Below are 12324 nucleotides of genomic sequence, written 5' to 3'. Positions count from 1 at the left end.
CAGCGGCTCAGGACATCGCCAGCGCTTCGCCTTCGCATTCGAACAGATGCGCGCCGACGATGCGGGCCAGCTGCTCGGCATAACGCAGGTTCAGCACCAGGCTGTGGCTGCACGGCAGGTCGTGGCAGCGGATGCGGCCGCGCACGAACGGCGACCAGCGCTCGGCGGCCAACGGCTCGGGCCCCTGCGGCGGCGCGGCGCGGATCAGCAGCAAGTCGCAAGCCAGCGGCGCCGGCCGATAACGGCGCACCATCGCCAGCGTATTTTCGGCGCCGCGGAAGTCGAACAGGATCGGCGCGATGTCGTAATAGGCGCCGGCGACTTCGGCGACCACGCGCGGCGGCGGCGGCGGACCGACCTCATCGACCTCATCAGCCTCGTCGGCCTCGCCCGCTGTCGACGCCTGCGCCGGCGATTCGTCCTCGGACGCGTCCGCAGGCGGCGCCGGGTCGTCCTCGTCGTACTGGCCGGGGAAATAGTTGACCGCGCACAGCAGGTCCACGCGTTCGCCCTGCGCTTCCAGGCGCGCGGCCAAGGCCGAAGCGATCGCGCCGCCCAGGCACCAGCCCAGCAGACGGTAGGGGCCGCGCGGCTGCAGTTCGCGGATGCGCCGCAGGTAGTCCTCGGCCATGGCCTCGATCGAGGCCGGCAGATGATCGGGGTCGCTGACCGCGCGCGACTGCAGGCCGTACACCGCGCAGTCGCCGCCCAGATGCGGCAGCAGGCGCGCATACGGCCAGCTCAGGCCGCTGCCGGGATGGATGCAAAACAAGGCCGGCGTGCCGCCCGCGCGCAGCCGCTGCACCGGCGTCAGCAGCTCCGGCGGTATCCGGCTTTCGATACGCTCGGCGCCTTCGTCCTCGCCGATCGCCGCGACCAGGCGCGCCGGACTGCGGTGGCGCAGCACCTGCAGGGCGGAGATCACCACGCCTTCGCGGGTGGCCAGCGCGGCCAGCCGCACCGCGCTGAGGCTGTCGCCGCCCAGGGCGATGAAATCGTCGTCGACGCCGACCGCCTCCAGGCCCAGCACCTGCGCGAACAGCAGGCTCAGGATCTGCTCCTGCGGACGCGGCGGCGACGCCGGCGCCTGGGTGGCGGCGACCGCGGGCGCCGGCAGGGCCGCGCGATCGAGCTTGCCGTTGGCGGTGAGCGGCAGCGTCGGCAAGACGATCCAGGCGGCCGGATGCATGTAGTCGGGCAAGTGCTCGGCCAGCGCCGTGCGCAGCGCGTCCGGCCAGGCGCCGTCGTCGCAGCGCGCGTCGTCGCGCACGACGTAGGCGACCAGGCGCTTGCGTCCCGGCGCGTCCTCGCGCACCAGGATCGCGGCCTGGGCCATGCGCGGCAGGCGCAGCAGCTGCGTCTCGATCTCGCCCGGTTCGACCCGGAAGCCGCGCAGCTTGACCTGACGGTCGGCGCGGCCGACGAAGCACAGCGCGCCATCCGCGCGACGCCGCACCCGATCGCCGCTGCGGTACAGGCGATCGCCGGGCGCGCCGTAGGGATCGGGCAGGAAACGTTCGGCATCCAGCTGCGGGCGCCGCAGATAGCCGCGCGCGACGCCGGCGCCGCCGATGTAGAGCTCGCCGACCTCGCCCATCGGCAGGTCGCGCAAGCGCTCGTCCAGCACGTGTACGCGGGTGGCATCCAGCGGCCATCCGATCGGCACTTCGTCCTCGTCCGACGCCAGTCGCGGCAACTCGCAGGTGGTGGCGAAGGTGGTGGTCTCGGTGGGGCCGTAGCCGTTGACGATGCGCAGGCCCGGGCAGCGCGCCTGCACCCGCCGCACCGCCGCGGCCGACAGCGCGTCGCCGCCGGCGATCAGGCGGCGCAGGCCGTCCAGGCAGTCGGCGGCATCCGCGGCCAGCGCGTGGAACAGGCCCGCGCTGAGCCACAGGTCGGTCACGCCGTGCGCGGCCAGCACCCGCCGCAGGCTCGCCGCGTCCAGCGGACCCGGCGGCGCAAGCACCACGCAACCGCCGTTGAGCAGGGGCGTCCACAGCTCGTAGGTGGACGCGTCGAACGCGGGCGAGGAATGCAGTAGCACGCGCGCGGGCGCGTCCTCGCGCCAGCGCCGGTCGCGCGCGAACGCGGCGATGTTGCCGGCGGTGGTGCAGATGCCCTTGGGCAGACCGGTCGAGCCGGAGGTGTACATCACATAGGCCAGGCGTGCGGGGTCGTCGTCGCGCAACGGATCGACGCTGTCGTCCGGAACCAGCGGCGCGTCGCCATCGACCGCGAGGGTTCGCATGCCGGCGGCGAACGCCGGCGCGTCGCTGTCGCGCGCGACCAGGAGCAGGCCGGCGCCCGTTTCCTCCAGCATGCGCCGCTGCTGCATGGGCGCGGCGCCGACGTACAAAGGCAGATAGGCGGCGCCGAGCTTGGCCACCGCCAGGATCGCGATCACGAGTTCGGGCGCGCGCTCGATCCAGATCGCCACCACCTGCTCGCCGGCGACGCCCGCCGCGCTCAGTTGCCGCGCCAATGCGTTGGCGCGTGCGTTGAGTTCGCGGTAGTCGTAGCGGCGCTGCGCGCAGATCAGCGCGTCGTCGTCGGGCGTGCGCGCGGCCTGGCGCTCGAACAAGCTGGCGGGCGTTGCGCCCGCCTCATCCGCCGCTACCGCTGCCCGCGTCTCGCTGTCCATGCCCGCTCCGTGCGCATCCTGCGTCCGTGCCAGATGGTAGCGGAAAACGGCGCGTCGCCCGTCCGGCGCCGCGCCCGCGCGATCGATGCCGGGCTCAGGATTTGCTCGGCGCCGCCGGCGGCTTGACCCGCACCTTGTCGCCTTCGCCCAGCAGCGCGTTCGGCGCCTGCACCACGGTGTCGCCCGGCGCCAGGCCGGACACGATCTCGATCTCGCCGCCGAGGTTGCGGCCCAGGGCGACGCTGCGGAATTCCAGGGTGGCGTCCTTGCGCAGCGTGGCCACGCGCGGGCCGGCGCCGCCCTGGATCACCGCCGAAATCGGCACCAGCACCGCCGGCGCGGCGCGCGCCACCTTCAGGCGCACTTCGCCGACCATGCCGGCGGGGATGCGCCCGTCGGCGTTGGGCAGGCGCAGCTCCACGCGCATCGCGCCGAGATCGCGCGACAGGCTCTGCGCGCTGCGCGCGACTTCGGCCTTGAAGGTCTCGCCCGGCAATTCCGGGAAGCGCACTTCCGCCTGCAGGCCGGCGTGCACCTGCAGCGCGGCGCTTTGCGGCACGTCGATCACGATCCGCAGCGGATCCAGCGCGTTGATCTCGAACATCGGCAGCGCCGAGGCTGCCGAATCGGCGACCACGCGATCGCCGCGCTCGATGTTGCGCGCCGCGACCACGCCCGCGAACGGCGCGCGCACGCTCTGGAACGCGCTGCGTTCGCGCGCGCTGGTCAGGCGCGCCTCGGCGGCCGCGCGCGCGGCGGCGGCGGCGTCGCGGTTGGCCTTGCGGTCGCTGTACATCTCCTTGGAGATCGCGCCCGAGCCCACCAGCACCTGGGCGCGGTCGAAGTTGACCTGGGCCAGTTCCTGATCGGCATTGGCCTGGTTGAGATCGGCCGCGGCCTCGCGCACGGCCTGATCGACCTCCGGCGCGGAGATCGTCGCCAGCACCTGGCCGGCGGCGACGCGATCGCCGAGGTCGACCTGGCGCTCGCGCACGAAGCCGGTGGCGCGCGCATAGATCTGCGCCGACTCGCCGGCGTAGGCGCGCGCCGGCAAGCGCAGTTCGAGTTCGCTGTCGGCCGGCTTGACCGCCACCGCCAGTACTTCCGGCAGGCCCTTGGCCGGCGTGGTTTCGGCTTCGCTGCGGCCGCAGCCCGCGGCCAGCGCGAGCGCGATCGCCAGGCTCAGGACGCCCGCGGCGCGGGCCAGCGTGCGGTCGGTATAGGGGGCGTGCGCATTCATGGGGTCGCTCCTGCCTCGGCGATGCCGGTGGCGGCGGTGGATTCGGCGGACGCGTGGCGCGCCGCACGTCGTTTGATGTGGCGGCCGAGCACGGCCAGGATCGAAGGCACCAGCACCAGGGTGGCGGGGGTGCCGAACAGCAGGCCGCCGATCACCGCGCGGCCCAGCGGCGCGTTCTGTTCGCCGCCCTCGCCCAGACCGATCGCCATCGGCACGATGCCCAGCACCATCGCGCTGGCGGTCATCAGCACCGGGCGCAGGCGCACCGCGGCGGATTCGTAGGCGGCCAGCTCGGGATCGTGGCCTTCGGCGATCAGACCGCGCGCGAAGCTGGTGACCAGCACGCTGTTCGCGGTCGACACGCCGATCACCATCATCACGCCCATCAGCGCCGGCACGCTCAACGGCGTGCCGGTCGCGAACAGGCCGAAGGCGGCGCCGGCGATCGCGATCGGCAGGCCCGACATCGCCACCAGCGGCTGGATCCAGGACTGGAAGTTCACCACCAGCACCAGGAACACCAGCACCGCCGACATCAGCAGACCGGCCGCGAGTTCGCCGTAGGCGCTCTGCATCTCGCCGGCCTGACCGGCGATCTCGATGCGGTTGCCGGGCTTGAGGCGGGCTTCGAGTTCGTGGGTGATGGCGGTCAATCGATCGTAGACCGAACCCAGGTCGGTGCCCTGCACGTTGGCCAGCACGCTGATGGTCGGCGCCAGGGTGGTGCGGCCGATGCTGGCCGGCACCGTGCGCGGGGTGACCGTGGCGATATTGCGCAACAGCACCGCCTGGCCGTTGGCGCCGATGCGCAACGGCGTGTTCAACAGGGTGTCGATATCGCCCAGGCGCGCGGGCGGCGCCTGCACCTGGACGGTGTAGGCGATCGCGTTGACGGTGTCGGTCCAGTACACCGGCGACACCGTGCCGGCCGAGCCCAGCACCGCGAGCACGGCGCGGCTGGCCTGCTGGGTGTCCAGGCCGAGCTGGGCGGCGCGGGTGCGGTCGATCTTGACCTGGTACTCGGGCAGATCCAGGACCTGGCGCAAGGCCACGTCGACCGCGCCCGGCACCTGGCGCAGGCGCTGTTCGATCTCGCGCGCGAGGGTCAGGTTGCCGGCGGTGTCGCGGCCGACCAGGCGCACTTCCAGCATGGTCGCGGCCGAGCCGGACAGGGTGCGGCTGGTCGCGTCCGGCGGACGTTCGAACACTTTGACGTCGGGAAACTTCTGCGCGATGCGTTCGCGCAGCTGCTGCAGATACAAACGGCTGGGCGCGTGCGGCGAGCGCAGCTGCAACATCACCTCGGCCTCGAAGGAGCCGACCACGGTGCTGTCGACCATCGCCAGGTTGACCGCGTCGGGCACGCCGATCTGTTCGTAGACGGTTTCCAGTTCGTGCGCGGGAATGATGTCGCGGATCTCGCGCTGGATCTGGGTCACGCGCGCGGCGGTCTCCTCCAGGCGCATGCCCGAGGGCATGCGCAGCTGCAGGCGCAGCTGGCCGGCGTCGACCTGGGGGAAGTATTCGCGGCCCAGCATCAGCGCCGAGGCCGCGCCCACGCCGATGGTCAGCAAGGCGGCCAGGGCGAGCACGCCGCCGTGGTGGCCCAGCCGCACCAACAGGTCGTGATGGCGCTCGCGCAGCGATTCCAGGGTGTGTTCGACGCGGTGATTGATCGCCAGCAAGGCGCGCTCGGCGCGCCAACGCGGGCGCGCGCGGCTTTCGATGTCGGCCGGCAGCAGCAGGTAGCACAGCACCGGGATCAGCGTGCGCGAGAGCAGGAACGAGGCCGCCATGGCGAAGATCACCGCCAGCGCCAGCGGCGTGAACACCCAGGCCGACAGGCCGGTCATCAGCAGGATCGGGGTGAGCACGATGCAGATCGCCACCGTCGACACGAACTCGGGGAACACCACCTCGCGCGCGCTGTCCAGGATCGCGGTGCGCACGTCCTTGCCCAGGGCGATGTTGCGGTTGGTGTTCTCCACGTCCACCACCGCGTTGTCGACCAGGATGCCGATCGCCAGCGCCAGACCGCCCAGGGTCATCACGTTGAAGGTGTAGCCCAGCAGGTGCAGCAGCGACACCGAGGCCAGCAGCGCCAGCGGGATCGCCGACAGCACGATCAGGCTGGAGCGCCAGGAACCGATGAACACCAGCACCACCAGCGCCACCAGCAGGCCGACCAGCAGCGCCTCGTGCTGGATCGAACCGATCGCGTGATCGACGAACACCGATTGGTCGAAGATCGGCTGGATGCGCATGCCCGGCGGCGCCGAGGCTTCGATCTCGGGCAGGCGCTCGCGCACCGCGCGCACGATCTCGACCGCCGACGCGCCGCCGAGCTTGATCAGCGCCACCGACACCGCGCTGGAGCCGTCCATGCGCGCGACGTTGGTCTGCAGCGCGCCGCCGTCGCGCACCGAGGCGACGTCGCGCACGTAGATCACGCTGCCGTTGCGCGCGGTCACCGGCAGATCGAGAAAGTCGGCCGCGGTCGCCGGGCTGGTGTCGAGCGAGATCTGCAGCTCGCGCCCGCCCTCGCGGATCGCGCCCGAGGGCAGGGTCGGGCTGCCGCGTTCCAGCGCCGAGGTCACGTCGCTGGGCGTCAGGCCGTAGGTCTGCAGCGCCGAGGGATCCAGGTCGACCATGATCTGGCGCGCCGCGCCGCCATAGGGCAGGGTCAGGCGGATGCCGGGGATGGTCTGGATCTGCGAGCGCAGTTGCAGGCGCGCGTAGTCGTACAACTGCGCTTCGGTCAGCGAGTCCGAGGACAGCACCAGCTGCAACACCGGCGTGCTCGACATGTTGTTGCGGATCACCAGCGGCGGCGAGGTGCCCGGCGGCATGCGCCGCAGGATGGTCTGCGAGACCGCGGTGATCTGGCCCAGGGCGCGGTCCAGGCTGACCGTGGGCTGGAAGTCGATGCGCACGATGCTGGCGCCGTTGATCGACTCCGAGCGCACCTCGCGCAGGTCGTCGACCGTGTTCATGATCGCGACCTCGGAGAACGAGGTGAGCTTGGCGGCCATGTCCGCGGCCGGCAGGCCGTTGTAGGTCCAGATCAGGTTGATCGAGGGGATGCCGACCTCGGGCAGGATGTCGGTGGGCATGCGCCGCGCCGACAGGCTACCGAACAGCAGGATCAGGATAGCCAGCACGCCGATGGTGTAACGGCGGTCCAGCGCGTATTGAACGATCCACATCGCGATGTATCCCGGTGCGAGGGAACCTCGGCCGGGGCGTCGGGGCGTGGCGCGCGCGCGCCATGCCGGGGCGGGCCCGGTCGGGTCGGGGGGTGAGGCGTACGTTAGGCCCCGAGGGGCCCGGGCAGTTAGTACGATGCTGTCGAATCGTTGCCCAATCCTGCAATTTCGTCGGCTGGGCCTGCCGAACGACAGGATCCGCAAACATAATCGCAACGTCCCTGCCGGATGCTGGAAGCCATGAACGCCAACACTTCCGCCGAATCCCTCGCCCGCAACGGGGTCTGCGCCCCGCAGGCGGAGCTGGCCGACCGGATTGCCCGATTGACCCCCGAGGACGGCGTGCACCCCACCGCCGTGCCGCAGCTGTACCTGATCCGCTCCAGCACCCCGACGCCGTGCAAGCCGGCCCTGTACGAGCCGCGCCTGTGCATCGTCGCCCAGGGCAGCAAGGTCGCGATGCTGGCCGGCGAGACCTACCACTACGACCCGCTGAACTATCTGGTGGTGTCGGTGACCCTGCCGATGATCGGCCAGATCACCGAGGCCACGCCGGAGAAGCCCTACCTGTGCCTGCGCCTGGATATCGATCCGGAGGAGATCGCCGCGCTGATCCTGGACGCCGGCCCGCAGGCGCCGTCCACCGGCATCGACCGCGGCCTGTACGCCGCGCGCGTGAACGCGCCGCTGCTGGATGCGGTGCTGCGCCTCATGCGCTTGCTGGAAACGCCGGCCGACCTGCCGGTGCTGGCGCCGATCGCGCTGCGCGAGATCTTCTACCGCGTGCTGGTCGGCGACCTCGGCCATCGCCTGTGCGACCTGGCGGTGGCCGACACCCGCTCGCACCGGATCGCGCGCGCGGTCGAGATGCTGCGCCAGCAGTACCTGCAGCCGCTGAGCATCGACGACCTGGCGCAGTCGGTGCACATGAGCACCTCCTCGCTGCATCACCAGTTCAAGGCCGTGACCACGATGTCGCCGCTGCAGTTCCAGAAGCAGCTGCGCCTGCACGAAGCGCGCCGGCTGATGCTGATCGACGGCATCGAGGCGGTCGCGGCCGCGCACAAGGTCGGCTACGAAAGCGCCTCGCAGTTCAGCCGCGAGTACAAGCGTCTGTTCGGCGCGCCGCCGCGCTCGGAGATCGGCCAGGTGCGCAGCACGCGCCTGGGCTGAACGCGCCCGCTCAGTCCATGCACACGGCCTCGACGTTGTGGCCGTCGGGGTCGATCAGGAAGGCGGCGTAATAAGTCGGGCTGTAATCCGCGCGCAGCCCCGGCGCGCCGTTGTCGCGCCCGCCCGCCTTCACGCCGGCGGCATGGAAACGATCGACGCTGGCGCGGTCGGGCGCGCGCAAGGCGACGTGGCTCTGGCCCACGGCGTTGGCGTCCTCGTACAGCCACAGCGCGGGCGCACCGTCCGGGCCCAGCCCGGCGCCGCCCTCGTAGCGCGAGTCCAGGCGATGGCCCAGCGCGCCCAGGGCGGCTTCGTAGAAGCGCAGGCTGGCATCGAGATCGCGAACCTTCAGGCCGATATGGTCGTACATGGCGGAACCTCCTTGAGTGGAGGCTCAGCGTGCGACGTAGGCGCCGATGCGTTCTTGGAGAATCTTGCGGTCGCCGCGCGCGGCGCGGCGGAAGCCGCGCGGCGACACCCCGGCGGCGCGACGGAAGGTGCGCACGAAATTGGACAGGTCGGCGAAGCCGCTGTCGTAGGCGACCTGCGTGATCGGCCGGCCCTCGTCGGCCAGCAGGGGCACCGCGCGCCGCAGCCGCGCGCGCAGCAGGTACTGGTGCGGGGTGACGCCCAGCACGGCCGCGAACAGGCGCAGGAAATGGAAGGCGCTGAGGCCGGCGCTGGCGGCGGTGCGCTCCAGATCCACCGCCTCGTGCGCGTGCGCGTCCAGCCACAGCGCGGCCTCGATCGCGCGCCGGCGATCGCGCGCCTGAGCGCGCATCGCACCGGTCTCGCGCGCGCCGACCACGCCCAGGTAGCGCTCGGCGAACAGCAGACCGAGCTCGTCCACGCCCAGATCGCTGCGCCCGTCGGCGGCGGCCTGGGCCAGCTCGCCCAGCACCATCAGTTCCGGCAGCGGCGGCAGGCCGGCCGCGGCCCAATGCGCGGCCGCGCCGCGGCGCGCGCCGGCCAGTTCGTCGACCAGTTCCTCGGCGAAATGGAAGGACAGGCATTCGTCGCCGCACAGGTGGTGATCGTGGCTGCACAGGTATTCGTCGCCGGGGCGGCCGACCAGCACCGAGCCGGCGACCAGTTCGTAGCGGCGCCCGCGGGCCTGATAGCCGAAGCTGCCGCGCCGCACATAGGCCAGCGAATGGCGGCCGTGCACCTCGACGAAGGGGGCGTCCTCCGGGCCGGACTGGCAGCGGTAGTCGACCACCGTGAGCGGGCCCTGCAGCAGCGTGGCGACGTGCATGGGCGGATGCTAGCACCGTGGGTGTCGGCGCGTAGGGTCGGCGGTCTGCGTGGACGACGCGCTTGCAGAGCAGGAGCAAATCCCCCTCGCCCCCCTTCTTCAAAGGGGGAGGCCGATCCTTCGCAGCAGCGGCGCGGAGACGCGCAGGCTACGGTTCGTGCCGCTACGGCGTTTGCAGTCGGACGCGCTCCGCGCCGCTGCTGCGAAGGGTCGGCGGCGCGCGCCGCCTGCCGGGCCGGAGGCGTGCCTCCGGCCCGTCATCGTCAATGCTCGTAGGCCGATTCGCCGTGCGAGGTGATGTCCAGGCCTTCGCGTTCGGCTTCCTCCGCCACGCGCAGGCCGAACACCAGCTTGACCACGGCGAAGGCCAGCACCGACACCAGGCCCGACCACAGCACGGTGATGCCCACGCTCAGCGCCTGCACGCCCAACTGCGCGGCGATGCTGTCGTTGCCCGCGCCCAGGCCGTAGCCGCCCAGCGAGGGCGAGCTGAACACCGCGGTGAGCAGGGCGCCGACGATGCCGCCCAGGCCGTGCACGCCGAACACGTCCAGCGCGTCGTCGGCGCGCAGCAGGCGCTTGAGGCCGTGCACGCCCCACACGCAGACCACGCCCGCGATCGCGCCGATCACGATCGCGCCCATCGGCCCGACCGTGCCGCAGGCCGGGGTGATCGCGACCAGGCCGGCGACCACACCCGAGGCCCCGCCCAGCATCGACGGCTTGCCCTTGATCACCGCCTCGACCAGGCTCCAGGCCAGCGCCGCGGCCGCGGTCGCTAGCAAGGTGTTGAGGAAGGCCAGGGCCGCGCCGGCGGTGGCTTCGAGGTTGGAACCGGCGTTGAAGCCGAACCAGCCCACCCACAGCAACGAGGCGCCGATCATGGTGTAGGCGACGTTGTGCGGCTTGATCGCCTCGCGCCCGTAGCCCACGCGCTTGCCGACGAAATAGGCGCCGACCAGGCCGGCGACGCCGGCGTTGATGTGCACCACGGTGCCGCCGGCGAAGTCGATCGCGCCCTTGGCGAACAGATAACCGTCGGGCCCGTACCAGACCATGTGCGCGATCGGCAGATAGGCGAAGGTGAACCACAGCGCCGAGAACAGCAGCACCGCCGAGAACTTGATGCGTTCGGCGAAGGCGCCGACGATCAGCGCGCCGGTGATGCCGGCGAAGGTCGACTGGAAGGCGACGAACACGTACTCCGGCAAGGACACGCCGGCGGTGAAGGTCGCCGTCAGGGTTTCCTTGTTCACGCCGGCCAGGAACAGCTTGTCGAAGCTGCCGATCCACGGGCCGCCGCCGCCGAACGCCAGCGAGTAGCCGTAGGCCACCCACAACAGCACGATCAGCGAGAACACCGCCAGCACCTGCATCAGCACCGACAGCACGTTCTTGGAGCGCACCAGGCCGCCGTAGAACAGGGCCAGTCCGGGCACGGTCATCAACAGCACCAGCAGGGTCGAGGTCAGCATCCAGGCGACGTCGCCCTTGTCGACCACCGGCTCGACCGCGGCGGCGGCGTCCTGCGCGCGCGCCGCCAGCGGAGCCAGCAGGGCGGCCAGGGGCAGCGCGCCCAGGGCCAGGGTGGGCAACGACCGCTCGCGCGAGCGGGACTTCAATGCATGCGTCTTCATATCGGATCTCGCGTCAGGGTCAGAGGGCGTCGTCGTCGAGTTCGCCGGTGCGGATGCGCACCGCGCTCTCTACCGGCAGCACAAGGATCTTTCCGTCGCCGACCTTGCCGGTGCGCGCGGCGTTCTGGATCGCTTCCAGCGCGGCCTCGAGCAGGCCGTCGGCGACCGCGCATTCGATCTTCAGCTTGGGCAGGAAATCGACGACGTACTCGGCGCCGCGGTACAGCTCGGTGTGTCCCTTTTGCCGTCCGAAGCCCTTGACCTCGGTGACGGTGATGCCGGAAACGCCGACCTCGGTCAGCGCCTCGCGCACTTCGTCGAGCTTGAACGGCCGGATGATGGCGGTGATCAGTTTCATCTCGCAGCTCCGTAGGTGCGTTGGCGCATCAGAACGCCTTGGTGAGGGTGAGGGTGAACGCGTCGCCGGCGATGTCGTTGCCGTGCGCGTTGGTGTAGAGCGCCTGCTCCGCATCCGTGTCGGTGTAGGCGGCGGCGATCGAGAACCCGTGGTCGAAGGCCTTGGTCACGCCGACTTTCCAGTCGGTGTATTCGTAGGCGTCGTTGTTCTTGATCCACTGCTTGCCGCCGTGCAGGTTCAAGGTCCAGCCGGGCTGGAAGGTCCAGTTGACCGAGGCGTCGAGATAGCCGCTGCCGTCCGAATCGGCGTAGCCGAACAGATCGGTGAGGGCGTGGGAGTACTTCAATCCCAGGGCGACGGTCTCCACCGGCGTGACGGTGGCGCCCAGATAGAACTCGGCGGTGTTCGGGCTGTTGAAACCGCCCGGGTAGTCGCCCGGATACCAGTAGTACAAGGCGCCGATGTCGTAGGCGAAGCGCTCGCCGGCCTTGCCGCGGTAACCGGCGTAGGCGTCCAGCTCCAGGCTGCTGGAGATGTCGTCGCCGACGACGACGGTGTCGGACAGCCAACTCACGTTGCTGCCCCAGGCGCCGACGTAGAAGCCGCTGTCGGCGGCGTATTCGATGCCGCCCTGCAGGGCCGGCTCCTGGTTGGTCTGCGACACTCCCCTAAAAATGTAATCGCTGGTCAAGCTCACCGAACCCGAGGTACCGGCGTGCGCGAGTGCCGGTGCGCCCAGGCAAACGGCGAACACGGACAGAGCGAGCGCGGCGTGCGCGGTCGCGGTGGTGCAGGCGTTGGTACGAGACGACAT

Annotated in this window: 9 protein-coding genes; 1 reads left to right on the top strand and 8 read right to left on the bottom strand. The window is 71.0% G+C overall.

The annotated features are described in order from the left end of the window. Nucleotides 1-7 precede the first annotated feature (7 nt). The 3 genes from BMZ45_RS16615 to BMZ45_RS16605 all read right to left on the bottom strand — a co-directional run bounded on the left by BMZ45_RS16615 (nucleotide 8) and on the right by BMZ45_RS16605 (nucleotide 7087). Nucleotides 8-2641, bottom strand: a complete 2634-nt coding sequence (locus BMZ45_RS16615; protein WP_091637630.1) for an amino acid adenylation domain-containing protein — start codon at nucleotides 2639-2641, stop codon at nucleotides 8-10. Nucleotides 2642-2735: 94 nt separating this feature from the next. Next, a complete protein-coding gene (locus tag BMZ45_RS16610) occupies nucleotides 2736-3881 on the bottom strand; it encodes an efflux RND transporter periplasmic adaptor subunit (protein WP_091637629.1) in 1146 nt (381 codons plus the stop codon). Next, nucleotides 3878-7087: an efflux RND transporter permease subunit gene (locus tag BMZ45_RS16605; protein WP_091637628.1), complete on the bottom strand. Its 3210-nt coding sequence runs from the start codon at nucleotides 7085-7087 to the stop codon at nucleotides 3878-3880. The genes BMZ45_RS16610 and BMZ45_RS16605 overlap by 4 nt, the downstream gene beginning before the upstream one ends. A gap of 240 nt (nucleotides 7088-7327) precedes the next feature. Here BMZ45_RS16605 and BMZ45_RS16600 point away from each other — a divergent pair, with 240 nt between their 5' ends. Beyond that, nucleotides 7328-8260 carry an AraC family transcriptional regulator gene (locus BMZ45_RS16600; RefSeq protein ID WP_091637779.1) on the top strand — a complete coding sequence of 311 codons (933 nt, stop codon included), beginning with the start codon at nucleotides 7328-7330 and terminating at the stop codon, nucleotides 8258-8260. Between the two features lie 10 nt (nucleotides 8261-8270). Here the strand turns inward: BMZ45_RS16600 and BMZ45_RS16595 are convergent, their stop codons facing one another. From BMZ45_RS16595 to BMZ45_RS16575, 5 genes are all read right to left on the bottom strand, one after another. After that, the gene (locus tag BMZ45_RS16595) at nucleotides 8271-8630 is read right to left on the bottom strand and encodes a VOC family protein (protein ID WP_091637627.1); all 360 of its coding nucleotides are present in this window, start codon (nucleotides 8628-8630) and stop codon (nucleotides 8271-8273) included. A gap of 24 nt (nucleotides 8631-8654) precedes the next feature. Continuing rightward, nucleotides 8655-9515: a helix-turn-helix transcriptional regulator gene (locus BMZ45_RS16590; RefSeq protein WP_091637626.1), complete on the bottom strand. Its 861-nt coding sequence runs from the start codon at nucleotides 9513-9515 to the stop codon at nucleotides 8655-8657. 263 nt (nucleotides 9516-9778) lie between these two features. Further along, entirely contained in the window at nucleotides 9779-11080 is a 1302-nt protein-coding gene (locus BMZ45_RS16585) for an ammonium transporter (RefSeq protein ID WP_343124211.1), read from the bottom strand. 91 nt (nucleotides 11081-11171) lie between these two features. Beyond that, complete coding sequence (locus tag BMZ45_RS16580; RefSeq protein ID WP_091637624.1) at nucleotides 11172-11510, bottom strand: P-II family nitrogen regulator; 339 nt, start codon at nucleotides 11508-11510, stop codon at nucleotides 11172-11174. Between the two features lie 28 nt (nucleotides 11511-11538). Continuing rightward, nucleotides 11539-12324: a TorF family putative porin gene (locus BMZ45_RS16575; protein ID WP_091637623.1), complete on the bottom strand. Its 786-nt coding sequence runs from the start codon at nucleotides 12322-12324 to the stop codon at nucleotides 11539-11541.

It is taken from the genome of Lysobacter sp. cf310 (assembly GCF_900114355.1).
Taxonomy (GTDB): Bacteria; Pseudomonadota; Gammaproteobacteria; order Xanthomonadales; family Xanthomonadaceae; genus Lysobacter.
This window is presented reverse-complemented; position numbering and strand designations above follow the sequence as displayed.

Coding starts and splice junctions, on each gene's coding strand:
- BMZ45_RS16615 (WP_091637630.1), bottom strand. CDS start 2,641: ATGGACAGCGAGACGCGGGCAGCGGTAGCGGCGGATGAGGCGGGCGCA.
- BMZ45_RS16610 (WP_091637629.1), bottom strand. CDS start 3,881: ATGAATGCGCACGCCCCCTATACCGACCGCACGCTGGCCCGCGCCGCG.
- BMZ45_RS16605 (WP_091637628.1), bottom strand. CDS start 7,087: ATGTGGATCGTTCAATACGCGCTGGACCGCCGTTACACCATCGGCGTG.
- BMZ45_RS16600 (WP_091637779.1), top strand. CDS start 7,328: ATGAACGCCAACACTTCCGCCGAATCCCTCGCCCGCAACGGGGTCTGC.
- BMZ45_RS16595 (WP_091637627.1), bottom strand. CDS start 8,630: ATGTACGACCATATCGGCCTGAAGGTTCGCGATCTCGATGCCAGCCTG.
- BMZ45_RS16590 (WP_091637626.1), bottom strand. CDS start 9,515: ATGCACGTCGCCACGCTGCTGCAGGGCCCGCTCACGGTGGTCGACTAC.
- BMZ45_RS16580 (WP_091637624.1), bottom strand. CDS start 11,510: ATGAAACTGATCACCGCCATCATCCGGCCGTTCAAGCTCGACGAAGTG.
- BMZ45_RS16575 (WP_091637623.1), bottom strand. CDS start 12,324: ATGTCGTCTCGTACCAACGCCTGCACCACCGCGACCGCGCACGCCGCG.